The sequence below is a fragment of the Bradyrhizobium sp. dw_411 genome, assembly GCF_018449695.1.
Lineage (GTDB): Bacteria > Pseudomonadota > Alphaproteobacteria > Rhizobiales > Xanthobacteraceae > Bradyrhizobium.
Genome location: NZ_JAAVUY010000008.1, coordinates 307,255 through 333,188, shown reverse-complemented (window position 1 = coordinate 333,188; position 25,934 = coordinate 307,255). Strand labels below are relative to the sequence as shown.

The 25,934-nt window shown below is 62.2% G+C and carries 19 protein-coding genes; 11 read left to right on the top strand and 8 right to left on the bottom strand.

The window, feature by feature from the left end:
* Positions 1-153 precede the first annotated feature (153 nt).
* Positions 154-327 (top strand): DUF1328 domain-containing protein, encoded by a 174-nt coding sequence (locus HB676_RS16555; protein WP_213738900.1) that lies wholly within the window; start codon positions 154-156, stop codon positions 325-327.
* A gap of 10 nt (positions 328-337) precedes the next feature.
* Here HB676_RS16555 and HB676_RS16550 read toward each other — a convergent pair whose 3' ends face one another.
* Positions 338-787 carry a thioesterase family protein gene (locus HB676_RS16550; protein WP_249780292.1) on the bottom strand — a complete coding sequence of 150 codons (450 nt, stop codon included), beginning with the start codon at positions 785-787 and terminating at the stop codon, positions 338-340.
* Positions 788-966: 179 nt separating this feature from the next.
* Between HB676_RS16550 and HB676_RS16545 the strand changes: the two genes are divergently transcribed.
* The 7 genes from HB676_RS16545 (at position 967) to HB676_RS16515 (ending at position 15,630) form a co-directional block, all read left to right on the top strand.
* On the top strand, positions 967-2,385 hold the full coding sequence (locus HB676_RS16545; protein WP_213738898.1) for an FAD-linked oxidase C-terminal domain-containing protein: 1,419 nt from the start codon (positions 967-969) through the stop codon (positions 2,383-2,385).
* Between the two features lie 153 nt (positions 2,386-2,538).
* A complete protein-coding gene (locus HB676_RS16540) occupies positions 2,539-2,955 on the top strand; it encodes a hypothetical protein (protein WP_213738897.1) in 417 nt (138 codons plus the stop codon).
* A gap of 56 nt (positions 2,956-3,011) precedes the next feature.
* Entirely contained in the window at positions 3,012-3,458 is a 447-nt protein-coding gene (locus HB676_RS16535) for a hypothetical protein (protein WP_213738896.1), read from the top strand.
* Positions 3,459-3,539: 81 nt separating this feature from the next.
* A complete protein-coding gene (locus HB676_RS16530; RefSeq protein ID WP_213738895.1) occupies positions 3,540-4,829 on the top strand; it encodes an MFS transporter in 1,290 nt (429 codons plus the stop codon).
* 100 nt (positions 4,830-4,929) lie between these two features.
* On the top strand, positions 4,930-6,162 hold the full coding sequence (locus HB676_RS16525; protein WP_213738894.1) for a cytochrome P450: 1,233 nt from the start codon (positions 4,930-4,932) through the stop codon (positions 6,160-6,162).
* 172 nt (positions 6,163-6,334) lie between these two features.
* On the top strand, positions 6,335-10,072 hold the full coding sequence (locus tag HB676_RS16520; RefSeq protein ID WP_213738893.1) for an AsmA-like C-terminal region-containing protein: 3,738 nt from the start codon (positions 6,335-6,337) through the stop codon (positions 10,070-10,072).
* 299 nt (positions 10,073-10,371) lie between these two features.
* Entirely contained in the window at positions 10,372-15,630 is a 5,259-nt protein-coding gene (locus tag HB676_RS16515; protein ID WP_213738892.1) for an autotransporter domain-containing protein, read from the top strand.
* A gap of 148 nt (positions 15,631-15,778) precedes the next feature.
* On the opposite strand, the gene HB676_RS16510 is transcribed toward HB676_RS16515, so the two are convergent.
* Both HB676_RS16510 and nikR read right to left on the bottom strand, forming a co-directional pair.
* Entirely contained in the window at positions 15,779-17,029 is a 1,251-nt protein-coding gene (locus HB676_RS16510) for an MFS transporter (RefSeq protein ID WP_213738891.1), read from the bottom strand.
* 382 nt (positions 17,030-17,411) lie between these two features.
* Positions 17,412-17,888 carry a nickel-responsive transcriptional regulator NikR gene (gene nikR, locus HB676_RS16505; protein WP_213738890.1) on the bottom strand — a complete coding sequence of 159 codons (477 nt, stop codon included), beginning with the start codon at positions 17,886-17,888 and terminating at the stop codon, positions 17,412-17,414.
* A gap of 524 nt (positions 17,889-18,412) precedes the next feature.
* Here nikR and HB676_RS16500 point away from each other — a divergent pair.
* The 3 genes from HB676_RS16500 (at position 18,413) to chrA (ending at position 22,944) form a co-directional block, all read left to right on the top strand.
* Positions 18,413-20,509 carry a TonB-dependent receptor gene (locus tag HB676_RS16500; protein ID WP_346347354.1) on the top strand — a complete coding sequence of 699 codons (2,097 nt, stop codon included), beginning with the start codon at positions 18,413-18,415 and terminating at the stop codon, positions 20,507-20,509.
* A gap of 225 nt (positions 20,510-20,734) precedes the next feature.
* Positions 20,735-21,553 (top strand): sulfurtransferase/chromate resistance protein, encoded by an 819-nt coding sequence (locus tag HB676_RS16490; RefSeq protein WP_213738887.1) that lies wholly within the window; start codon positions 20,735-20,737, stop codon positions 21,551-21,553.
* The gene (gene chrA, locus HB676_RS16485; protein ID WP_213738886.1) at positions 21,550-22,944 is read left to right on the top strand and encodes a chromate efflux transporter; all 1,395 of its coding nucleotides are present in this window, start codon (positions 21,550-21,552) and stop codon (positions 22,942-22,944) included. Before HB676_RS16490 ends, chrA begins: the two co-directional genes overlap by 4 nt.
* 55 nt (positions 22,945-22,999) lie before the next feature.
* Here the strand turns inward: chrA and HB676_RS16480 are convergent, their stop codons facing one another.
* Genes HB676_RS16480 through HB676_RS16460 form a run of 5 tightly spaced genes read right to left on the bottom strand, consistent with a single transcriptional unit; the run spans position 23,000 to position 25,663 of the window.
* Positions 23,000-23,464: a hypothetical protein gene (locus HB676_RS16480; RefSeq protein ID WP_213738885.1), complete on the bottom strand. Its 465-nt coding sequence runs from the start codon at positions 23,462-23,464 to the stop codon at positions 23,000-23,002.
* A 4-nt stretch (positions 23,465-23,468) separates the two neighbouring features.
* Entirely contained in the window at positions 23,469-23,972 is a 504-nt protein-coding gene (locus HB676_RS16475) for a DUF6644 family protein (RefSeq protein ID WP_213738884.1), read from the bottom strand.
* Entirely contained in the window at positions 23,972-24,478 is a 507-nt protein-coding gene (locus HB676_RS16470) for a DUF6644 family protein (RefSeq protein ID WP_213738883.1), read from the bottom strand. Before HB676_RS16470 ends, HB676_RS16475 begins: the two co-directional genes overlap by 1 nt.
* Before the next feature lie 4 nt (positions 24,479-24,482).
* Positions 24,483-24,878, bottom strand: a complete 396-nt coding sequence (locus tag HB676_RS16465) for a DUF6152 family protein (RefSeq protein WP_213738882.1) — start codon at positions 24,876-24,878, stop codon at positions 24,483-24,485.
* Positions 24,879-24,889: 11 nt separating this feature from the next.
* Positions 24,890-25,663: a hypothetical protein gene (locus HB676_RS16460; protein ID WP_213738881.1), complete on the bottom strand. Its 774-nt coding sequence runs from the start codon at positions 25,661-25,663 to the stop codon at positions 24,890-24,892.
* Between the last annotated feature and the right edge of the window lie 271 nt (positions 25,664-25,934).

The window sequence follows — 25,934 nt, the reverse complement described above, 5'->3', positions numbered from 1 at the left end:
GCGCACCCTGATTTGTTCCCGTTGAATCAGCAATTTTTCGTGGTTTCCGGCCTTGGAACAGGCGGGAACATTTGTTCCCGCGCAGGCTTATTTCCAGGGAAGCGGCGTTCTCGGCCGCGAATACAAGGCGAAGATACAAACAGAGGTTCGGTCATGTTGAGCTGGGTCGTTACGTTCCTGATTGTGGCGTTGATTGCAGGTATTCTGGGCTTTGGCGGTATCGCCGGCGCATCCATCGAAATCGCCAAGGCGATCTTTTTCATTGCCGTGGTGCTGTTCTTGATCTCGGCCGTGGTCGGCCTCGCGCGCGGACGTAGCCGGGCCTGATGCTGAAGGATTATTTCGAGGGCATCGCGATCTTTCGCCCGATGCCCTCGGGCCGCGCCACGGCGCCATGCGCCTTCGCCACCGCCTCGACGCGGGCGCGAATATCGGGCGGAAACGGCGCGGTCTTGCGCGCCGCCATGTCGATATGAAGGGTCATGTTTTCCGATGTGGCCGATAGCCAGCCTTCATCGGCATGGCGCAATTCCTCGAACGTATGCAGCCGCTTTTCGTCCGCGCCGACCAGCAGGATCGAGATTTGTACGGGATCGCCAAGATGGATCTCGCGCAGATACCGCACATGGCATTCGGCGGTGAAGGTCGATCCCTGGCGCGCTTTCATATAGGTCGGCCCGATGCCGAGCTGCAGCCATAATTCGTCGATCGCCCGGTCGAACATCACATTGTAATAGGCCATGTTGAGATGGCCGTTATAGTCGATCCATTGCGGCTCGATCCGCATCACCGACGAGCGGAACGGCGCGGGCCGGAGCAGGTCGTCACCTGCGGCAAGGGGCGTAACGAGCGGCGTTACAAGCGGCGTCACAGGCGTCGTCATCGTTCATCCCCATTCGCAGGGCCATGGTCCCTTGACCCCCAATATATCCTTTGCCACGGTATTTTTGCCGGGAGGATATCGCTTTGGGTACGACCATCACCAATAATCCGCAACGTCCGGAACCGCAGGCGCTGGCGAGCACGCTCGAAGCGCTCGCCGCGCGGTTCGGCAACCGGCTGATCACCTCGCAGGCGGTGCGCGACCAGCACGCCCATACCACCACCTGGCTGCCGTCGCAGCCGCCGGACGCGGTGGTGATGGCGCAGGAAACCGCCGACGTCCAGGATGTGGTGCGGATTTGCGCCAAATACCGCGTTCCCGTGATCGCGTTCGGCACCGGCACCTCGCTGGAGGGCCAGGTCAATGCGCCGGCCGGCGGCGTCTGCATCGATTTTCGCGACATGAACAAGGTGCTGGAAGTCCACCCCGACGACCTCGATTGCGTGATCCAGCCCGGCGTCACCCGCAAGGCGCTGAACGAATATCTGCGCGACCAGGGCGTGTTTTTTCCGATCGATCCCGGCGCAGATGCGTCGCTGGGCGGCATGGCCTCGACCCGCGCGTCCGGCACCAATGCGGTGCGCTACGGCACCATGCGCGACAATGTGCTGGCGCTCAAAGTGGTGCGCGGCGACGGCGAGATCATCACGACCGGTACGCGCGCAAAGAAATCCAGCGCTGGGTACGACCTGACGCATCTGTTTGTCGGTGCCGAGGGCACGCTCGGGATCATCACCGAGCTCACCATCAAGCTGCGCGGCATTCCCGAAACCATCGCGGCGGCGGCGTGTTCATTCGAGAGCGTGCGCGGCGCCTGCCAAGCCACTATCCTTGCCATTCAAACCGGCATTCCGGTCGCACGGATCGAACTGCTCAATGCAGAACAAGTTGCCGCCTGCAACGCCTATTCGAAATTGTCGCTGCCGGAGACGCCGCTGTTGCTGCTGGAATTCCACGGCAGCGCCAACGATGTCGCCGAGCAGTCGAAGAATTTCGCCGAGATCGCCGGGGAATGCGGCGGCGGGGATTTCACCTGGACCACAAGGCCGGAAGATCGCACCAGGCTGTGGCAGGCGCGGCATGACGCCTATTGGGCGGTCAAGGCGCTGCGCGTCGGTTCTGGCGTGGTGGCGACCGATGTCTGCGTGCCGATCTCGCGTCTCGCCGATTGCGTCACTGAAACCGAGGCGGATATCGAGCGTCTCAAGCTGCAGGCGCCGATTGTCGGCCATGTCGGCGACGGCAATTTTCATTGCTCGCTGTTGTGCGATGTCGACGATCCCGACGAGATGGCGCGCAGCGAGGAGTTCATGCACCGGCTGGTCGAACGCGCGCAAGCGATGGGCGGCACCTGCACCGGCGAGCACGGCGTCGGGCAGGGCAAGCAGAAATATCTGAAGGCCGAGCTTGGCTCCGAAGCCCTCGATGCGATGCGCGCGGTCAAGGCGGCGCTCGACCCGCAGAACATTTTCAATCCCGGAAAAATATTGCCGGCCGCATAGGGCTGATACTTACATAGACCTGACGGCGCGCGCTGAGGTTGTCGCAAATCCGGACAGCATCAGCCGTTTCATCGATGTTTTCCACCTCCAGTCGAATAGGTCTTGCGGGATACCATCGGTTGCGAAACAATCGGCGGCATCAGGGGGGAGATCGTGACTATGCATGTTCGAGGCATCATAGCTTTCGTTATCATTGCGTTGCTCGCGGGGTCGCTGCCGGCGGCAGCCCAGCAGGCTGATCCAGCATCGGGATCACTGCGCGCCAGGATCAAGGCGAAATATCTGGAGAAGCGCGACCGGTTCCTGCATCGCACCAAGGATTTGTATTTCGCGGTGGGCTGCAAGGTGCTGGCCAGCGAGGCCGGCATTCTTCCGCTCACCAGCAGCCAGTCCTATCTCGCTTACGTCGGCGAGCAGACGGTGGTCGACACCAAAGACGAAAGCCTGCGGCAGGCCGCCGTGCAGGAAGGTCTGGATCGCGCTGCAAAGCCCGGCGAATGCGATTATTATCGGCGCCATCCGGAAGCTGCCGAAGCCGCGCGCCGTGCGGCCGCCGAAGCAAGACGGTAATATGCCGGATATGCGATACCAGCGGACAGGCTTACAGACCGGCTTCGGGCAGGGCGATGTGGTGGTTCGGCAAGAGCAAGAGCAAACGCAAGGAGGTCTGGGACGAAGAAATCCAGGGACCGATCGGCGACATCGAGGCGGCCCAGATCATCCGCGCTATCTGCCGCTCTGCCGCCGATAGCGCGGAAAGAACCGGCGGCGTTGCGGAACGCCAAGACGACAAGAACAGCAACAAGAACAGCAAGAACAACAAAAATAATAAAAACAAAGACAGCAGGAGGGACGCCCATGAAGCCGATCGATATGAACGCGCTGCCAAGGCCGCGATGGAAATCGCCATCAAGATTTCCGACGGTCTGTTGCGCGACGCTTCGGTGCGCCAGATCGTCGATCTGTGCATGAAGGCCAGCGATCTGCGGACGGCGCGGATCCTGTTTCGCGCCATTCAGACCCCATCGATCAAAGCGGAGGTGCTGAATGACCATCCGGTGCTCCGGCAATAATCACGGGTGCGGACAGGGCAATCCCGCGCCCGGTCGTCGAGTAACGGGCGCCAGGTGCGCCGGCTTGCGAAAAGGTTCCTGATGCGGCGACTCCCTTTCTTTTACGGCTGGGTCATCATCGCGGTGACGTTCGTCACCATGGCGATCGGCGTCAACGCGCGCACCTCATTCTCGCTGTTCTTTCCGCCGATTATCAACGAGTTCGGGTGGGAGCGCGGCGTCACCGCGGGCGCCTTCTCGTTCGGCTTTCTGGTTTCGGCCGTGATGAGTCCCTTGATCGGCCGCATGATGGATCGTTTCGGTCCGCGCGCGGTGATGGAACTCGGCGTCGTGCTGATGGCGGGAGGCCTGTTGCTGGCGCCGCTGACGACGCAGCCATGGCATCTGTATTTGACCATCGGCGTATTGGTCGGCGCGGGTAGCATTTGTCTCGGCTACTCCGGCCAATCGCTGTATCTGCCCAACTGGTTCATTCGCCGGCGTGGCCTCGCGATGGGGCTTGCCTTCGCGGGTGTCGGCATCGGTTCGATCACGCTGCTGCCATGGGTGCAGCACATGATCGAGCAAACCGGGTGGCGAACGGCCTGCACGGCGATGGGCGTGGTGGTTCTGGTCACGCTGCTGCCGATCAATCTGTTGGTACGCATGCGGCCGGAGGACATCGGGCTGCAGCCGGATGGTGACGCGGCGCCGTCGGCATCCTCGCCGAAACCGGTTTCGAATATCATCGATCCCGAATGGGCCGGTGTCGACTGGACCTTGAAGCGCGCGCTCGCGACCTCGCGCTTCTGGTGGCTCGCAATCGGCTATTTCGGCGGTTTGTATGTCTGGTACGCGGTGCAAGTGCACCAGACCAAATACCTGATCGACATCGGCTTCAGTCCCAATGTCGCGGTCTGGGCGCTCGGCGCGGTCAGCCTGCTCGGGATTCCCGGACAGATTCTGATGGGACATGTCTCCGACCGGGTCGGGCGCGAATGGATCTGGACCACGAGCTGTCTCGGCTTTGCGATCTGTTTTGCAGCCCTGATCGCGCTCGAACGGTTTCCGACGCTGACGTTGGTCTACGTCATGGTGGTGGCGCAGGGCGCGCTCGGCTACGGCGTGACCTCGGTGATGGGCGCTGTCGTGATGGAGATCTTTCAGGGCAAGCATTACGGCAGCATCTTCGGAACCATCATGCTGGCGGCGCTCGCCGGGGGCGCCGCTGGTCCCTGGATCACGGGTATTCTGCACGACCTGTCAGGGAGCTATACGCTGGCCTTCGTGATCGGTATCGCAGTATGCGCATTGTCGGGGTTGTCGATCTGGATGGCGGCGCCCGGCAAGATTCGCGCGGTCGCGGGCCGGTTGGACCGGGCGCAAGCTTGAGCGCGATCCCTGACAAGCCACCATTTCACCGCGTTGCCGTGGTCGACGGCAGGTGGATTTCGTTCGTGTTTCAGCGAAGCAGACTTGCAAGGAGGGCGCCATGAACGAGCATGTTCAGGCTGCGACGACCGAGCCGCTTTTCAATCCGCTGGCGCCGGAATTCATTCGCGATCCCTATCCGTCCTATGAGCGGCTGCGCAACACTGATCCCATGCACATCACGCCGTTTGGCTCGTTTCTGGCCAGCCGGCATGCCGAGGTCAGTCTGGTTTTGCGCGACAAGCGGTTCGGCAAGGACTTTGTCGAGCGGACCACGCGGCGCTACGGGCCGAAGATCATGGAAGAGCCGGTGTTTCGCAGCATGCGGCACTGGATGCTGCAGCAGGATCCGCCCGATCACACCCGCCTGCGCGGCCTGGTGGTGAAGGCTTTTACGGCGCGCCGGGTCGAGGACATGCGCCCGCGCATCCAGGCGATTGTCGATGAGACGCTGGATCGCATCGCGCCATCAGGTCATATGGACCTGATCGAGGATTTCGCGTTCCGCCTGCCGGTGACCATCATCTGCGACATGCTCGGGATTCCCCCCGAGCATCGCGAGGTGTTTTACACCAGTTCGCGCAATGGCGGTCGGCTGCTCGATCCGGTGCCGCTGTCGCCGGCGGAAATCGCCGAGGCCAATACCGGCAACGTCGCGGCCCAGATGTATTTCCAGCAGTTGTTCGAGCTGCGACGTAAAAACCCCGGCGACGACCTGACCACGCAACTGGTGCAGGCCGAGGAAGACGGCAGCAAGCTCTCCAATGAGGAACTCACCGGCAACATCATTCTGCTGTTCGGGGCCGGTCACGAGACCACTGTCAACCTGATCGGCAACGGGCTACTCGCGCTGCATCGCAATCCCGACCAACTGGCGCTGCTCAAGGCCAATCCGGCCCTGATCACCAACGCGATCGAGGAATTCCTGCGCTATGATTCCTCGGTGCAGATGACCGGGCGGGTTGCGCTGGAGGACATCGACGACCTCGGCGGCAAGAAAATCCCCAAGGGCGAAACCGTGCTCTGCCTGCTGGGCTCGGCCAACCGCGACCCGGCTGTCTATCCCGACCGGCCGGATCGCCTCGATATCACCAGGCCGAATGTGCGTCCGCTGTCGTTCGGCGGGGGTATTCACTTCTGTCTCGGGGCCCAACTGGCACGGATCGAGGCAGAGGTCGCGATCGGGACGCTGCTGCGGCGTCTGCCGGACCTGCGGCTCGATGACGCGCAGACGCCGGAATGGCGTCCGACCTTCGTGCTGCGCGGCCTCAAGCGCCTGCCCGCGAGCTGGTGACGGCCTTTCCGGTGTGCCGTTACGCGAGGTTGCTGTGACTTCGCCATTTTTGTCTCTATATATAGGACGGTTCCGGTCCTGATTTTTGCGTGGTGCGGGTGGCTCACCGCGGAATGGACGGCACCATGCCGCGCAAGCCAGGTGAGCCGGAGCGGGCTCAAGGGGAGACACCGTGCAGACGACGCTGCTCGGATTGGCGATTGCCTTCATCATTGCGCTGGTCGCCGCGCTGGTCGGGCCGTATTTTATCGACTGGGATCAGTTCCGGCCGCAATTCGAGGCGCAGGCCACGCAGGTCATCGGTGCGCCGGTGCGCGTCTCCGGCAAGATGGACGCGCGGCTGTTGCCGTCGCCATCGCTGCGGCTGCGCTCGGTGGTGGTCGGCGGCGCCAACGATCTTGGTAAAGTGCGCGCCGACAAGCTCGACGTCGAATTCAGTCTGGGCTCGCTGATGCGCGGCGAGTGGCGGGCCACTGAACTCACGATCGACGGCATGGCGCTCGATCTCGGGCTGGATCCGCAAGGGCGGATCGACTGGCCGGCATCGACCGGCAAATTCAATCTGGGGACGCTGGCGATCGATCGCCTGAACCTGACCGGCCGCATCGCGCTGCATGATGCCGCAAGCCGCGGCACGCTCGAACTCAACGACATCGCCTTCAGCGGCGATGTGCGCTCGCTGGCCGGCTCGGTGCGCGGTGACGGCAATTTCATGCTGTCGGGAACGCGCTATCCGTTTCGGGTTTCATCCGGCCAAAGCGCCGACGGCAACGGCACCAGGGTTCATCTCAATATCGATCCTGCCTTGCGCGCTTTCGCGGCCGATCTCGAGGGCGTGCTGAGCTTCGAGTCCCGCGCGCCGCGTTTTGAGGGCGCATTGACGCTGGCCGCACCCGCTGCACCCAAGTCGAAGAAGGGCGACAATGATGCGCCGACGCCGTGGCGCATCACGACCAAGATCAAGGCCGATCCGGCCACGGCCAGGCTCGAGCAGATTGAGGCCAGCTATGGTCCGGATGACGCGTCGCTGAAATTCGTCGGGCTCGGCGACGTCAGGTTCGGCGCTTCGCCATTGCTGCATGCGGTGCTCGCGGCGAAGCAACTCGATGTCGACAAGTTCGCGGCCAAGGACAATAATAAGGACAATACCGCCGCCGAGCCGATCCGGTTGTTGCCGGCGCTGCGCGCGCTGATTGCGACCGCCCCGGAGCCGCCGATCGCGACGCAAATCGAACTCAGCTCCGAACAGATCATGTTCGGCGGGCGCCCGTTGCAGAACTTCGCCGCCGATCTGCGGACCGACGCCAAATCATGGACCATCAACCAACTGGATTTTCGCGCGCCGGGAACGACGCGGGTTTCGCTGAGCGGCACCAACGCGCAGCCCGGCCCATCCAGACGTTTTTTGGGCGCGCTCAGCGTCGATTCCTCCGACCCGGACACGCTGGCGGCGTGGCTGCAGGGCCGTAGCGAGGTGACGTATCGCAACCAGAAACCGATGCGCCTGCGCGGCGACGTCAACGTATCGGCGGATCGTGTCGCGATCGATGCCATCAAGGCCGAGATCGATGGCGGCGCCATTGAAGGACGGATCGCGATCACGGATCCCGCCGCTGATAGAGGCGCCCGGATCGATGCGGAATTAAAAGCGGAGCGGCTCGATCTCGATGCCTCGACGGCCTTTGTGCGTTCGCTGCTCGGCCCGCAGGCCGAATGGCCTGAGGAAGTGCGCTTGTCGCTCGATATCGGCCACGCCATCTCGAGCGGCCAGGATTTGCATCCGTTCACGGCCAAGCTCGGCTACAGTCCGAAGGCGATCTCGCTCGACGGCCTGAAAATCGGCGAAGCCAACGGCGTTACGCTGGAGGGCGCCGGCGCGTTCGACCGGGTCACTGCGACCGGAAAACTGGCGCTGAATTCAAGCGCCGCATCGCTCGGCCAGATCACCGGACTGATCGCGCCGCTGGCGCCGGCGCTCGCCACCCGCCTCAATGCGATGGGATCGTCTCAAGGACCCGCGCGCCTCAAACTGGCGCTCGCGCTCGACAAGGATTCCGAACGCGCCGATCGCACCAGCGCGCATGCCGCCCTCGATATTGATGCGCCGCAGTTGAAAGGCGTTGCCACCATCACGGCGAAGCCCGAAGCCGCAGCGTTGCGCGCGCTCGATCTCGACAAACTCCAGCGCAGCGAAGTGACGATCGAATCCAGACTGTCGTCGGACAATGGCAATCCGCTGCTGGCCTTGCTCGGGCTCGGCGGCATGGTCGCAGCGGAGGGGCCGACGCAGTTTCAGGGATCGGTAAGCGGCGCATGGCGCGCGCCGTTGCGGCTGAAGATCAATTTGTCGGGCACGGGCCTCGACGCCGAAGCGCAAGGCACCGCCGAGCCCTGGGCCGCACAGCCCAAGGCCGCGCTCAATCTGAAAGCGCACAACATCAATCTCGCGCCGCTGTTCGATCTCAAGCCGGCCGACCGGCTGATGCAGAATATCAGCGTGACCTCGCGGGTATCGCTACTCGCTGGCAAACTCACCTTCGACGATCTGGACGGCGCGATGGCCGGTTCGCGGTTGCGCGGGCGGGTGTCGCTGACGCTGGACGACGAACGCAATGTCGATGGCGAAATCGGTCTCGACGCGATTGATCTCGCGCCCGCCTTCTCGCTCGCAATCGGTTCGCGCGGGCGCGACGCGGCCGAGCCGTTCGGATCGGGGCTGGTAAAAGGCTGGCGCGGCCGGATCGCGTTTCAGGCGCTGCGTGGTCAATTGTTCGATGGCAGTGAGTTGCGTCCGTTCAGCGGGACGGTCAGAAGCGACGGTCAATCGTTGACGCTCGACGCTCTCAAGGGCGGTATCGGCGGCGGTCAGGCCACTGCCAGCATCGACGCCCGGCAGACCGCGAATGGCATCGCGCTCAATGCGCGGCTTCAATTCAGCGGAGTCGATGGCACGGCCTTGCATTATCGCGCGCTGAAAATGCCGGCAGGGCGCGCCTCGATGCAAATGACGCTGGCGAGCCAGGGCCGAAGCGCGTCGGCGCTGACGGGGGCGATGTCCGGCAGCGGCACCATGACGCTTGAGTCGGCGGCGATCCGCGGTCTCGATCCCCATGCCTTCGATGTGGCGATCCGCGCCAGCGATGCCGGGCAGGCCACCAGCGATACAAGGCTGCGCGAGATCGTCGATCCGGTGCTTACCGGCGGCGCGCTGCTGGTCGCGTCGGCGCAAATTCCGTTCACGATCCGTGACGGCCGGCTTCGTGTCGGTCCCACCACGCTCGATTCCGATGTCGCCCGCGCCGTCGTGTCCGGCGGCTACGATATCCCGGCGGATCAAGCCGATATTCGCGCGACCATTGCCTCGGCGGCGATCGGACAAGTGAGCAGCCGCCCGGAAATCCAGATCTTCGCGGCCGGCTCGCCCGATGCGCTGGATCGCACGGTCGATGTCGCGGCGCTGTCGTCATGGCTGGCGGTGAGGGCGATCGATCGCGAGACCCGCCGGCTGGATTCGATCGAGCGCGGCGAACCGGTGCCGCCGGCAACCCCGGCCTCGATTCCGCCGGCTGCACAGCCGCCGATCGCGGCGCCGAGTTTGGTACCAAGCGTGGTTCCGAATGCACTTCTGCCCGGCCAACCCGCTTCCGAGGCGCCGCTGCCCGATCTGCGCCGGCCGCCGCTGCCGAAGCCAAGAACCAGTGCGCCATTGATTGCGCCGCGTCCAATTGCCCCGCCCGTTACAAGTACGCTGCCGGGCACCAATGCGCCTGTTGTGAGTCAGCAGCTCGCGCCGCTACCGCCGCCGATCGAAGTGCGTCCCGCGCCCGGCCCCGCGCCGCGTCCGCCTAAACCAAGACCGCCTTTGGTGCTGACACCACAATTCGCGAATCCCGCATCGCCGACCAACTAGACGGTGATGATCCCAAGTTGAATCGTTCTTGGAAGATTCAACCTGAACTCATCTTTCTGATATATTCCGAAACAGAAAATTTTTTAATTCGCGCTTGCATGTGTTTGTTTTCGCTCCGAAGCCGCACGGCGACGCCTTTGTCACATATCTGTTAAGGACCAACCCTAAGACCCGCTCCGGGACTGAGAAGTAAAAATACGGGGTTGGGCAGAGTGGTTGTGTCAGTGTTGAGCGGCTTTGGCCGCGGGTTTCGTGCTGCGTCGGTTTCTGCGGCGTCAATTTCACCCGTTTCGCCTTCGATGGGCAAAGCCCTGCGGCGTCTGACGCTGTTATGTTCGGCATCCGCCATCGCGATCAGCGTCATTGGCAGCGCGCAGGCCGGACAGGCCTCGCTGTCGTCTTTCGCGACCTACGATCCGGCGATGGCCTCGACCATCGTGCCCGGCGCGCTCGCGCTGTTTCAGGTTCCGGTCGACAGCATCCATCCGACACAGCTCAACGAAGGCCTCACCGAAGTCGGCAAGAAAACCGCCGGTTTCGATCTGCTGACGCCCTCGCAATTGCAGGCCAATCTGCTGACCTCGATCGAGCCGGTCGTGATCGGGCCCGGCGGTCAGCTTTACCTCACCGACGGTCATCACACCTTTACGGCGCTGCAAGATTCGATCTACGGGCCCTCCAACCCGAACGTCTTCGTCAACGTCATCGCCAATTTCTCGACGCTGACGACGGCGCAGTTCTTTGCGCAGATGCAGGCGCTGAATTTCCTGCTGCCGATCAATGAGGGTGTCTCAACGCCGATCAACCTTTCGAACGGTTCGCCGATCCCGTCGGCCCTGACGGGATTGACCAGCGATCCCTATCGCGGCCTCGAATACAGCATCCTGAAGAACAAGAGCTCCATTCTTTTCACGACAGCGGGCAACATCACGGGTGCGGTCGGTGCATCGACGGCGGGCCTCGACAAGATGACCGGGTTCTATTCGGACTTCTTCGAGGCCGACGCCTATCGCGGCGCCAATAACGGCCTCGGTCTTCCCTATCTGTCGCCGGGCGATATTGCCATTGCGACCAGGTGGAATCTGAATCCGGCAAGCACGACGACCTTGCCGAATGTCCCGGGAACCGTCACCGCGGCGCAACTGCCGGGCTTCATCCTGAACAGCAACTTCACCGAGAGCGGTGTGATCAGCAATGCGACCCTCGCCACCGGCGCGATCGATGGCAACGGAACGTTCACCGGGATTACATCGCTGAATGTCGGCACCGCCGCGCAGCCGGCTACTATCGGCACGCCGAATGTCGGCCTTATCATGCAGGTCGGCAACGACAAGGGTTTCAGTATCACCCTCACGGGCGCCAACACCTATACCGGCGGCACCTCGATCCTGGCTGGTAACCTCATCGTCGCGAACGACGCCGCACTCGGTGCGGCGCCCACGGGTGCGGCGATCGATCTCCACAACATCAAGACCAGCGTGCAGGCGGCGAACGGCATCATCTTCAACAGTCTGGATGAGGGCAACGGCACACTGACCCTGGGGACCGCCGTCGGAACCGGCGCGACCACCTTCACGACCGCGCGGACCATCGCCGTCGGCGGCGAAACCGCCACCATCAACCTCAATGGCAATATCACCACGCTCACCGGTCAGATCGTATCGCTCGGCGTCGGCGTCGGTGGCGTCGGGGTCGGCAATGCCACGGGCTTTTCGGATCTGACGATCGACGACAACAGCAACAACGCCGGCAAGCTGATCTTGTCCACCGCGAGTCCGAATTTCTTCGGCAATCTCATCATTGGCAATGCCAACAAGCCGACCGTGGAGGTGATGAACGACGCGGCGCTGGGCAACACTACCGGTCCGGCGGCAACGATCGGACAGATTGAGCTGAACGGCGGCACCTTGCAGGCCGGCGCTTTGTTCACCGCGACCGAACGAAACATGTTCCTGCAAAGCGCCAGCAAGATCGATGTCAATGGATTCGCGACCAGTTGGGGAAGCCTGACCGACGTCCAGCGCGGATTGGAAATCCTCAATACCAACACGGCGACTGCAGGTGCGGTGACGTTCAGTTCGTTTGTCGTCGGCGGTGGCACAGTGCCGTTGCAATTGGCCGGTGGCGCAGCGGGCGAGACCATTACGTTCAGCAACATCGTTCGGCAGTCTGCCGCGACGCTGGTGCTCCAGCCGACCAATGCGAGTTCGCTCGGTACAGCCACTGAAAAGGTGTTCGCGCCTAATACGACGAATACCAATGGCATTGTTGCGCCTTGGATCGTCACCAATAACGGCGTCACCAACGGCGGCGGCCCCTACGATTTCGTCACCAACACCGCCAGCGGTCTCGTCAAGACCACTTACACCGTAAACGCCGTGGGTGCCGGGACCGGAACCTCCGTGGTCGATGTGAATGCGCCCCAGACGCTAGGCGCGAACGCATCGGCCTATGCGCTCAAGGTCGAGAGCGGCACCACCATGACGCTCACCGGCAATACGCTGACGCTCGGCGACGGCACCAATCCCGCCGGTTTGATTCTTTCCTCCGCAACCCCGTTCACCGGTGGCACCCTGGCGTTCGGCGGCAGCGAAGCGGTGGTCTGGCTCGGCGCGACCAGCGCCATCACCACGACCACCCTGACCGGGACCGGCGGCATGACCATCGCGGGCTCCGGCAGCCTCTCCCTGTCAGGCACCTCGACCCTGACCGGAGCGATCACCATCGATTCCGGTACGCTCACGCTCGCGACCGCCAATTATTTTGTGACCAATCCCACCATCCTGCTAGCCGACACCTCATCCAAGCCGGCCCCGGCAACGCTCGCGATCGCCGCCAACAACACGATCGCGTCGCTCAACAGCGTCGGCAGCAACAGCACGGTCACCATCAGCGCCGGCGCGAAGCTGACCATCGGCGACGGCCAGAATCTGTCTTCGACCCTGTCGTCTAACATTACTGAATCCGGCGCGGCCACAGCCGGTGCACTGACCAAGAACGGTTCGGGCCTGCTCGATCTGTCCGGCATGGGCAAAAACAAGCTCAACCTCGTTGCGGCGAGTACCGTGATCGTCAATGGCGGTGAGCTGCGCGTCGCGGCAAATATCTTCAAAAATGCCAACGCCATCGTTCTCAACAATGTCGGAACCGAGTTGCAATTTGCCCAGAGCGGCGGCGGCGTGTTTGCGAGCGCGATCTCCGGCGCCGGTCTTGTCCACCTGATTGGTGGCACCCTGCAATTAACCGGTGCTAATTCCTATACTGGCGGCACCGTGGTCGAGCAGGGCTCGACCCTCGATCTCACCACCGCCAACGTCTCCACTACCAATGCCAACATCACCAACGCCGGCGGTCTGCTCGTGTTCGATCAGGCCAGCAACGGCACGTATAGCGGCGTCATCAGCGATGGCCGCCAGATGCTGGCGACGTCGGGTCCGATGCTGTCGGGCAGCCTGGTCAAGGACGATTCGACCGGCACCAACAGCGGCAATCTCACATTATCAGCGGTGCAGACCTATTCCGGCGGGACTTTCGTTGAAGCCGGCACGCTGACGCTTGGCGTCGCCAATGCGGTCGCCAGCAGCAGCGGCGTCGATCTCGGCCGCGTCGGCGGTCCCACGGGAACCGGCGCTGCGCCGGCCGGTGGTCCGGTCACCGCGACGCTGGCGCTAAGTGCCAACAACACCCTTCAAGGGTTGATGAGCGAGACCGGCAACAATACTGCCGTACAGCTCAACGCCAACACGCTGACGCTCAATGTCGGCAGCGGCGATGTCTTCAACTTCGGTGGCGTGCTTGCCGGCACCGGCAATCTGGTGATGTCCGGCACCGGCGCCGAGTTCCTCAACGGCACCAGCACCTATACCGGAACGACGACGGTCAATGGCGGTCTACTCAGCGTCAACGGTTCGATCGCCACTTCAAGCCTGACCACGGTGAACGCCGGCGGCGCGCTCGGCGGCACCGGCACGGTCGGCAACACCTTCGTCAATGGCGGCACGCTGGTGCCCGGCAACAATTCCACCGGGGCGACCGGCACGCTGACTGTCAACGGCAATCTCGCGTTCACCACGGCGGCGCAATATCTGGTTCAGGTGACGCAGGCCGGCGCAAGCATGGTCAATGTTATTTCCGGCGCCACGATGCTCGCCGGCACGGTTCAGGTGGTTTCGCCGACCAACAGCTACAGGTTCAACCAGCCCTACACGATCCTGACGACGAATAACGGCCTCGGCGGCACGCAGTTTAATTCGCTGAGCCTGCCGAACTTTATTACCGGCGCGCTGAGCTACACGCCGAACAACGTCTCGCTCGGGCTGTCGCTGCAATTCGAACAGGCGGCCGGGCTCAACACCAACCAGAAGACGATTGCCTCGGCGATCGACCGGGCGGCCAACACGGGCGGTTCGCTGCCGGCGGGCCTCTCTGCGCTGCTGGGTCTTCCCCCGGCGGCGCTCCCCGGCGTGCTCACGCAATTGTCGGGTGAGGTCGGAACTGGTTCGCAGCAGACGACGTTCAGCGCGATGACCCAATTTTTGGGCTCGCTGCTCGATCACGTCGGCGGCGGTGGCGATCCCGCGGCAACCCCCGGCGCCTCGCAATATGCCGATGAGGCGAACGCCTATGCCTCGAACGGGCCGTCAGGCTCCAAGAGCGAGCGCGATGCCTATGCCGCGATCTACAACAAAGTGCCGCCGCGACCGGCCGATCTGTTCGCGCAGCGCTGGAGCGTGTGGGTGTCGAGCTTCGGCGGCTCGCAGACCACCGACGGCAATGCGGCGGCCGGATCGAACGGCAGCACCAGCAGCATCGTCGGTATGGCTGTGGGCGCCGACTACCGCATCTCGCCCAATACCGTGGCCGGCTTCGCGCTGGCCGGTGGTGGCACCAGCTTCTCGGTCAATGGAGGCGGCAGCGGGCGTTCGGACCTGTTCCAGGCCGGCGCTTTCATCAAGCACACCCAGGGCGCGGCTTATATTTCCGGCGCGCTGGCCTATGGCTGGCAGGACGTCACCACCACACGCAGCGTGACGGTGGCAGGCCTCGATCAGTTGCAGGCCAATTTCGACGCCAACGCCTTCTCGGGACGCATTGAGGGCGGCTATCGCTTCGCGCTGCCCTGGGCCGGGATCACGCCCTATGCGGCCGGCCAGTTCACCACCTTCGTTCTGCCGTCCTATGCCGAACAGGCGGTCGCCGGCACCAACAACTTTGCGCTGGCCTATGGCGCCCAGACCGTCACCGATCCGCGCAGCGAACTCGGCCTTCGCACCGACAGATCCTATGCCCTCACCAATGCGGTGCTGACGCTGCGCAGCCGCACCGCCTGGGCGTATGATTACAACACCAGCCGCGGCGTGGGCGCGACCTTCCAGTCGCTGCCGGGATCGAGCTTTGTCGTCAACGGCGCGGCGCCGGCACATAATTCCGCGCTGACCTCGGCCTCGGCCGAGATCAAATGGATGGACGGCTTCTCGCTCGCGGCGACTTTCGATGGCGAGTTTTCCAACATGACGCGATCCTATGCCGGCAAAGGCGTGGCGCGTTACAGCTGGTAAGCGGACGCCAGCGCACAGCGTTTTCGAGCGAAGTAGATGCCGGTTCGCTTGAAGAAAACGCGGTCGCATCGCGCGCATTCAACGCGCTGACCGCACCGAACGCGCGCGCGGCGGCGTGACGAAACGGCAGGCCGGCGGCAAATCCGGTCTACACACCTTCACGCCTTGCCAACGCCGCTGCTACCACCCACACGAGGAAGCCCGTCATGGCCAGGCCCGTGCCCACAAGGCCTGTCGACGTCCAGCCATAGCCCGCGGCGATGGCCATCCCGCCCAGCCATGGGCCCAGCGCGTTGGCCATATTGAAAGCGGAGTGATTGAGCGCGGCCGCAAGGGTCTGCGCGTCGCCGGCCACGTCCATCAAGCGCGTCTGTAATACGGTGGCGAGCGCTCCGCCCAGCCCGATCAGAAAGACGTCGGCCAGGAGCGTCCAGAAATGCTCCGCGGCGAATGGATAAAGGGCCAACATGGCTGCCGACCATAGGAGAAGACCGCCTGCAGTGGGCATCAAGGCGCGATCCGCGAACCGTGGGACAATAATGTTGCCGGCGGTAAGGCCGATACCGAACACGCATAGAGCCACGGGCACCAGCGTTGCAGGCACATGCGTCACCGCGAGCATGGTCGACGCCAGATAGGTGTAAACGGAGAACAGTCCGCCGAAGCCGACGGCTCCGATGGCCAATGTCAGCCAGACATGTTTGCGGCGGAGTGCCGAGAGTTCGCGCCGTGGGCTGGCCCCGGCATGGACGGCGTCACGAGGGACAAAGATCCACACCAGCACGGCCGTCAGTAGCGAGAGGCTGGCAACAATGGCGAAAGCCCAGCGCCAGCCGAAGGCCTGGCCGACGCCGTTGGCCATCGGCACTCCGATGATCGTTGCCACCGTGAGCCCCAGTAACACCCGTCCGACAGCCCCCGCGCGTTTGTTCGACGGCACCAGCGAGGCGGCGACCAGCATCGCGATTCCGAAATAAGCTCCGTGCGGCAAACCAGCGAGGAAGCGCACCGCCAACATGGAGTAGTAATCGGGAGCGAGGCCCGAAAGCCCGTTCATCAATGCGAAGAACCCCATCAGGTAGATCAACATCGTTTTGCGTGGCAGCCGTGCTGCGAGCACGGCGATGAGCGGGGCGCCCACGACGACTCCAATCGCGTAAGCGCTGATCACCCGGCCCGCCGCCGGTTCGCTGACATGCAGGTCGCGCGCGAAGAAGGGCAGCAGGCTCATCGTCGCAAATTCGGTAATGCCGATTGCAAAGCCGCCGACGGCCAGCGCGAGATGAACGATGCCGGGATGGAATGTTCGGGGCGACGGGTCCGGAGTCTGGGCGGTGGAGGGCGATGATGGCGGGAAGTCCGTTAATTCCTGCCGTTGCTTCTTCGCGACTTGGGGCATCGTCCAGTTCCATTGCTTGCCATATTGCGTGCCTTGGACTCGATAAGAGTTCTCGACCCACGGCCTTTCCTCGTTTCCTGCTCATCGAGGCCACGCTGCAAGATCGCAGTACCGTGTGTTCGATGGCGCCCATCCGCGCTATCGGCCGTTCTCCCGATTTTTTTGATTTGTTCTACAGGCACCGAAATCGGCGCCCGCGCGAGCGCAGGAATACTTATGTTGATTGCGCTTATATTTCGTTCGCACGAAGAGGCCGGTGCGACCAGAGGCAAGAATTGCCATCAGCCAAACGTTATCGCATGGGTAGGAGCTGTTGGGGGCCCTCGGATTCAATATGGAGGAGAATAAGCCGCTATCGATATAGGGATATGCTCGATCTGCGTCACACAGGACGCTTTTTGACGGCGCGATGGCTGTGATCGCTATGGCTGTGGCCGCGGCCGTGCGGGCCAGAAGCAGCGTCTGCCGGCATGAACGCAACATGACCATGGCGCACGCCACGCTCGGCGATGACATGGTCGGCAAACGCCTTCACTTCGGAACTGCGTCCCTTGAGCACGGTCACTTCGAGACAACTGTCGTGGCTGATGTGAACGTGGAGCGTTGCCTGCGCGAGGTGGTGATGATCGTGGAATTCCTGCGTCAGGCGCTTGGGCAATTCGCGGGCCGCATGATCGTAGACATAACTCAAGGTCGCGATGCAGTCGCGATCGCGCGTCACTTCATTGCCGGACTGTTCGAGGCCGCTGCGAACGAGATCGCGGATCGCCTCCGACCGGTTGGCGTAGCCCTTTGCCTCGATAAATGCATCGACGACGGCGACGAGATCGTCATCAATGGTGATCGTCAAGCGCTGCATCGGTCGTCTCCTTGGTGGGTCTTTTTAAACTGACAGGATATAGGCACGGCACGCAAATAATTTCCGTATCGGGTCCCTCCATCCGACAGGCGCGAAGTTTGCGGGGAATCATCCTGCGCCGTGCCGCAAAGCGGCGTGCCGCCGGTTCGCGATAAATTCGGGCAATTCGCGGTAATTTCAGGTAGACCAAGTATGATGTATTGTTTGAAATATCATACTAAGGGATGTTAGCCTTTTCCGCCGGGTTAACGGGGCTGTCGCGATCGCAACAGTCCTCATGCGGGGACGAGGTTTTGTGCGGTCTTTCTTTGCGTCTGCTTTTTATATCGACCGCTTCGTCGATCATCCTGTTTGCGCCAGCCGCAGATGCGCAGACAGATACGCCAGCCGCCGTTGCAGTCCCGTCGGCAGGTCCGACAACCCTCCCGCCCGTCGTGGTGGGCGCGTCGCCCAAGCCTCATCAACGAAGCGTGCGCGTCGCGCGGCGGTCTAAACGTGCCGCCACGGTTGCGGCCGCTGCCAGGGTGGCACCAGCGACAGATACCGGCTCCGGGGCTTCCAATATTGGCGGCGGACCGGGTTCCCCGCCCGGTCTGGCCAGTCAAACCACGTTGACCGGTGAGGAACTCAACGCGCGTCCGGTCACGCGCCCTGGCGAGATATTGGAGGCCGTTCCGGGCCTTATCGTTACGCAACACAGCGGGGAGGGCAAAGCCAACCAGTATTTCCTGCGCGGCTACAATCTCGATCACGGCACCGACATGGCGATCTGGGTCGATGACGTGCCGATCAACCTGCGCACCCATGCCCATGGGCAAGGATATTCCGACCTGAACTGGCTGATGCCTGAAACGGTCAACACCGTCGAGGTCCGCAAGGGACCTTATTTTGCAGATGAAGGCGATTTCGGCTCGGCCGGCAATCTCCACATCGGCCTGATCGACAGCGTCAACAGGAGCATTGCCTCGATCACGGCCGGCAGCTTCGGCTATCAACGGGTCTTCGGCATGGGCTCGACCAAACTCGGCGACGGCACGCTGCTGCTGGCCGGAGAAGCCGGTTTGTATAACGGGCCGTGGGCCGATCCGGACGACATGCGCAAGATCAATAGTCTGATGCGCTACAGCCAGGGGACGGCGACGGATGGCGTCTCCATCACCGGCATGGCCTATTCCAACAAATGGAATTCAACCGATCAGGTGCCGCAACGCGCCATCACATCGGGCCAGATCGGACTCTATGGCGAGGAAGATCCGAGCGATGGCGGCAACACCAGCCGGTTTGCGCTCTCGGCACGAATAGCCCAAACCGATGACGCGGGATCGTGGAAGGCCAATGCCTATGTCGTCAAAAGCGAACTCGATCTGTTCAATAATTTTACCTACTTTCTGAGCAATCCAACCCTGGGCGATCAGTTTCATCAGCACGACGATCGCATTTTGACAGGCTTCAACGCCTCGCGAACCCTCAACGGGTCCTTTGCCGGCCGGTCGATGGAAACCACCTTCGGCATCCAGACCCGTTACGATGACATCAGTCTTGCCCTGACTGACACCGTTCAGCGTTCTTTCCTCTCGAACGTCCGCAGCGACAAGGTGGGTGAAGCCAGCACCGGAATCTACGCCCAGAACACGGTTCATTGGACCGACTGGATCAGGACCACGGTGGGTCTGCGCGGCGACTATTATGACGCGAATGTCTTCTCGATTTTCGACGGCAACAATTCGGGAAGCTCGCAGGCGGCGCTCGCCAGCCCGAAATTCACCATGGTATTGGGTCCATTCAACAAGACCGAGTTTTTCTTCGGCGCCGGCATGGGCATGCACAGCAACGACGCGCGGGGCACCACCATCACGGAAGAGCCGACCGATCCAAGCATGAAGCTGTCCGCCTCTCCCTTGCTGGTGCGTACGGAGGGAGTTGAGGTCGGGGTCCGCAGCAAATTTGTCCGGGGCCTCGACTCCTCGATCAGCGTGTTCCTGCTCGATCAGGCCTCCGAGATCGTTTTCAACGGCGACGCGGGCGACACCTCGGCGAGCCGGCCTAGCCGGCGCTACGGGATCGAGTGGACCAATAAATATCAGCCAGCCTCCTGGCTGACGCTCGATGGCGATGTCGCGCTGTCGCATGCTCGCTTTGTCGGCTTCGATACGGAGCAGGCCGAGCTCTATGCCTCGCTGGCGGGATTTCCGCAGGCGCAGATCGGCAACGCGCCCGGCAATTATATCCCGAACGCGCCGGCCATCGTGGCGTCCGCGGGCATCACGATCGGCGAGAAGACCGGCTGGTTCGAAACCTTGCGCTGGCGTTATCTCGGAACCAGCCCCCTCACCGAAGACAACGCCTTCCGCTCGCCGCCGACCGGCATCTACAACGGCCGCATCGGCTATCGTTTTGAGAACGGCTGGCGCGTCCAGCTCGACGGGCTCAATTTGCTCAACAGCAAGGCCAACCAGATCACCTATGCCTATGGATCCCTGATCAAGACCGACAGCCTCTACAGTCTCTGTTTCCCGGTCCAGACGGCGCCGACAGCCGTGTGCCAGAACGGCGTGATGGATTACGTCCTGCATCCGGTTGAGCCGCTGGCGGTACGGTTGACGCTTGTCGGATCGTTCTGACCGGCGTCGTAGGGCACGACCATCGCCGTCATGGCCGTTCACAGTCATATGCTGGACAGGCGGCCCCGGCTGTTGTTCCTGTATTTCCGGGCGGTCGATGATGCGATGCAATGCGATTGACAGGAACTGCATCTTCCGTTGTATTCGGCACATGGGGTTCTGCGATCTCCCCACGAGGCGACAAGCCCAAGTATCGCGTCCCGTTTTTTTCACGAGGGCGCCCCCATGTCGTCATTTACATCGATAGCTCCGGATAAGCTTGCACGGCTGATCGGCACCGCGAAGACGCCGGTCCTGATCGACGTGCGCACCGACGAGGACTTCGCCGCCGACCCGCGGCTGATTCCCGGCGCGGTCAGACGTAATCATGAAGACGCCGCCGAGTGGGGTCATCAGTTCTCCGGGCAGGCGGCCATTGTCGTCTGCTTGCGCGGCCAGAAACTCGCCGAAGGCACCGCGGCGTGGCTGCGGCATGTCAACGTCTCGGCTGAAACCCTGGCAGGCGGCTTTGAAGGCTGGAAGGCCGCCAGGCTGCCGCTGGTGCCCGCCGCAAAATTACCCGCGCGCGACAGGCAGGGGCGCACGGTTTGGGTGACGCGGGCGCGGCCGAAGGTCGATCGCATCGCCTGCCCCTGGTTGATCCGCCGCTTCATCGACCCCAATGCCGTGTTTCTGTTCGTGGCGCCTTCGGAGGTGATCGCGGTCGGCGAGCGCTTCAATGCCGCTCCTTTCGATATCGAAAACGTGTTCTGGAGCCATCGCGGCGAGCTCTGCACCTTCGATGTGATGATCGAGGAATTGGGCCTCGCGACGCCGCCATTGCTGCGGCTCGCCACCATGGTGCGCGCCGCGGATACCGGCAGGCTCGATCTGTCACCGGAAGCGCCGGGACTGTTGGCGGCATCGCTCGGCCTGTCGCGGATGTATAGCGACGATCTCGAACAGCTCGAGGCCGGCCTTACGCTTTACGACGCGTTCTACCGCTGGTGCCGCGATGCGACGGATGAAACTCACAACTGGCCGACCAGCAAGGCAAAGCCATGAGCGATATCGCGGCAAATGCAAAGGTTACCGGAACGGATGCGGGTCACGGCATCGGTTTCGGTGAGGCCTTTCGGGTCTGGTTGCGAATTGCGCTGCTGAGCTTCGGCGGACCGGCAGGACAGATCGCGGTGATGCATCGTATTCTGGTCGAGGAGAAAAACTGGATTTCCGAGAGCCGGTTTCTGCACGCGCTCAATTACTGCATGCTGCTGCCGGGTCCGGAGGCGCAACAATTGGCAACCTATATCGGTTGGCTGTTGCACCGGACCGCCGGCGGCATCATGGCCGGTGGCCTGTTCATCCTGCCCGGCATCATCTGCATCATGGGCTTAAGCTACGTCTACGCCGCTTTCGGCAATGTCGGGGTGATCGAAGCGCTGTTCTTCGGCCTGAAGGCTGCGGTGCTGGCGATCGTGATCCAGGCGGTGGTTCGCCTCGGCAAGCGCGCGCTGCGCAGCCGCATCATGATCGGGCTTGCGGCCACGGCTTTCATCGCGATCTTCTTTTTCAACGTGCCGTTTCCGGTCATCATCATCGCCGCTGGCGTGATCGGTTATCTCGGCGCGAAAAGCGGGAGGCCCGAATTTGGCGCGGTCCCGCATGGCGGCGGCAAAAACGCTGCCGCCATCGACAGCATGCTCGGCGACGAATTGCCGGACCATGTGCGGCCGAGCGTTTCCCGCGCGCTGAAGATCGGCTCGATCTGGCTGCTGCTGTGGCTGGTGCCGGTCGGCGTATTGCTGATCGCTTTCGGACAGGCCAACGTCTTCAGCCAGATCGCATTGTTCTTCAGCAAAATGGCGATGGTGACGTTTGGCGGCGCCTACGCCGTGCTGGCTTATGTCGCGCAGCAGGCGGTCGAGCATTATCACTGGGTGCAGCCGCGAGAGATGCTGGATGGCCTGGGGATGGCCGAGACCACACCGGGCCCGCTGATCATGGTGCTGCAGTTCGTTGGCTTCATGGCCGCCTATCGCGATCCCGGATCGCTATCGCCGATGCTGGCGGGAACACTCGGTGGCCTGCTGGCGACCTGGGTGACGTTCACACCCTGCTTTCTCTGGATCTTCATGGGCGCGCCGTTTATCGAGACCCTGCGCGGCAACAAGGGACTGGCGGGCGCGCTGACGGCGATCACCGCCGCTGTTGTCGGCGTGATTCTCAATCTGTCGATCTGGTTCGCCCTGCATACGATCTTCCGGGAAACCTTGCCGATGCGATCGTTCGGGTTCTCGTTCGATATGCCGGTGTGGGCGAGTATCGATTTCGCGGCGCTTGCTCTGGCGGTGGCGGCTGCGATCGCGATCTTCCGCTTCAACATGGGCATGCTGACGGTGCTGTCAGGAGCGTGCGCGGCGGGTGTGGCGCTGCGGATATCGGGAGTAATTTAATGGCACCATTTCGTCAGGCCGGCGCCAATGTCCACTCGGGGAATAATCCCGGAAATTATTCCAGCCCATAGTGGCGATGACACGCCGCGCAGATACCGTCGAGCTGGTCGCTGACCTCCGAGATCGATTTCAGGTCATGCTCTTCCGCGGCGCGATAGGCCTTATCGGCCGCGTCCGCGAGTTTCTTGACGTATGGATTCCAGCTCGCATCGCGGGCGCGCCCCGGAATCATCAGCGCGTTGGTGGCCTCGGCCAGCGTGGCCGTGCCGCTCACGATCTGCTCCCAGTCGTCATCGGTTTTCGGGGAGAGATCGTGCTCGCCCTTGGCGTCGATGATCACGCCGTTGACTCTCCAGATCACGGCCGCGGACGGGCTGAGCACATGCTCCATGAAGGTCTTCATGTCGACATAGGCTTTGTAGGGAGGCGCGCCGGCAGCATCATCGGATATCGACGGCGATACGGCCGCAAATGTGATGACAGCCGCTGCGATCACTTTGGCAAAGAAACGGGATTTCATCATCTCACCCAACCCGCATGGTGAAGCCGATCCAGCGCCCGCACGCGACCACCGAAATCCAAAGCAGAACCGACAACCCTCCTGCCAGCCGAGCGCGAAACGGCAGCCGGGACTGGCTATCCCACTGCGCCATGTCCTTGGCGCTGACGAGATGAAAGACCACCATGTTCAAACCGGCCAGGCCAATCAGGAAAAGCTTGGCGACGAAATAGCCGTTCTCCAGATATTTGGTCGCGTTGGAGATAAACAGCAGGCCACCCGACGCAACTGCCACGGCAAACGCGACCCAGGTGAGGGGCAAAATGCCGGCCGTGACGCGGCTGACGGAGCGGTGAACGGAGGCGAACCCAAGCAATCGCAGGTCGACCGCCAGAATCGATCCGACCACCAGGCAAATCGCGACCACATGGATGGACTCGATCAGGGGAAACAGCAGGTCGTTTTCGCGGATATTGTCCGCCAAAACGCTGTTCTCGAAATACGAAATGATATCGTGAAGGAACTGCATTATCCCGCCTGCGTGTAAGCAATCCAGCGTCCGGCGAAGAGAATGCCGCACCACACCAGTATCGATACCGACGCGGCGAGCTGTCCCACCAGTCGCCGCCCCCGATCCTTGTCCCAGAAATTCGGCGACGACGACACCGACCATTGCAGCCACGCCGTCAGCAGGATGGCGAAGGCCAGCAATCCCATCTTGATGTAAAACGTGGAATTCTGCAGGGAGCGTCGCGGCTCGCCGATGATCAGCAACGCGCCTGTTATCAAGAGAACAGCCAGCACCGGCCAGATCACCGGAAGGAAGCGCCGCGTGATCTCGGGCAACGGCACATCGCGGTTGAGCAGCCGCCAGAGCCTGAGATCGACAAGGACCGCGGAAGAAAACACGATTGCGACGCTCAGGATGTGAATCGTCTGAACAGTCGGAATAATCCAGCCGGTCGTCTGGATGGTGTGACTGAGCGACGTCGTCGCCAGCCAACCGGAGAACTCGCCGATCACAGCGTCAATCATGACATCATTGATCGGCAGGCGGCGTCAGGCTGTAGCTCAGCTCTTGGCCGCTCGGCAGCGTGACCTTGAGCAGGAATCCGCCGGGATTGCCGTCCCGAAGCGGCGCATAGCGAAATACCGCATGATCTCCGGGCTGTAGCGAGCGCTTGGTCCAGCCTGAGCGCGTGAGAACGCCGGGACTCGACACTTCGAACACCCCCGAAGCAGACGGCTCGCCAGGCTTGCCGTCGGCTTCGATGACAAAGGTGATGTGAGGGTTGGTCCAGTTGACGACCTTGACCGTGCCTTCCATGGTCTTGGGATTATCGAGGTCGTAGGCGGCGTTGGAATGATGCGCCATGGCGATACCGCCAAAACTCAGGATCAGGCTTGCAGCAAGTACGATAATTCTCGGCGACATTTAGATTGTCCTTATTTCGCGACGTGGACCGAACCGTAAGGGCCTTGCGGGGCCGGAATATAGATATCGTTGCCGAACGCATCCTTTCCGGCGTGCAGATCTTCCTGGGCGCATTCCCCTTCGATAATCTCGTAATGACGCTCGGGATAACTCCGGAAAATTCGCGTCGTTTTCCAGGTCGTGGTCAGGACGTTCGGCGCCGTTATTTCAAGATCGTCGTTGAGAACATTCGGCTTCGCCAGATACAGCCGCTCGACGATATGCATGTCGCCATTGTTCGGGATGCCAGCCGCCTCGCTGATCGCGATATAGGCCTGCGGCGCGATACCTACGGTATCGACGACCAGCGTATCGCCTTCCCAATGACCGATCGAGTGGCCGTGAAACGACAGATCGGGGTCTTCGGGATGCGGGCGGCCATCGGTATAGATTCGCCGCAGCCGGTTGCCATCGCCTTCGCCCAGCATGGTGATGCGGCCGGGGGTCACCAGAATTTCCATCGCATTGTGCGGGATCAGCATCCAGCTCGGCATGCCGTGCGGCATGCAATGGCTGAGTACGAGAAAAGGCCGCCCGGCCTTTTCCTCGGCCACCATATGCTGGATTTGCTTGAGAACCTCAGGCTTCCAGGGCGGCGTGATCTGCACCTCCTGACGCTTCTGATCCTTGATGTCCGGAACCCATACGCCGCTGAAATCGGGCGGCGCCGCGAAGGCTCCTGAAGCCGTGAAGGCTCCGGCGAGCGCTACAAGACGCAAAACTGCCGTGAATCGTTTCCTGACCATGTGCACGCTGACCAGCCGTTGTTTTTGGTTATAGGGATCAGTCAGATCGAGCCGCCCCGAAATTCAGCATAGACAGTTCGCTAAACGACCCGGGCGGTAGAATAGTTTAGTCGCGGCGTTCAGAAAAGAAAAGCAGCCGGTAGCGGTTGGAGCACGCTCCCGCAGAGGATGTTAGATCAGGGAATCGAAAAAGGCTCATCATTTTTCCGCATGCGGCTATCCCGTTTCGGAATTGCCGCGATGTCGGGCGCGGAATGTGGGTGTATGTTCC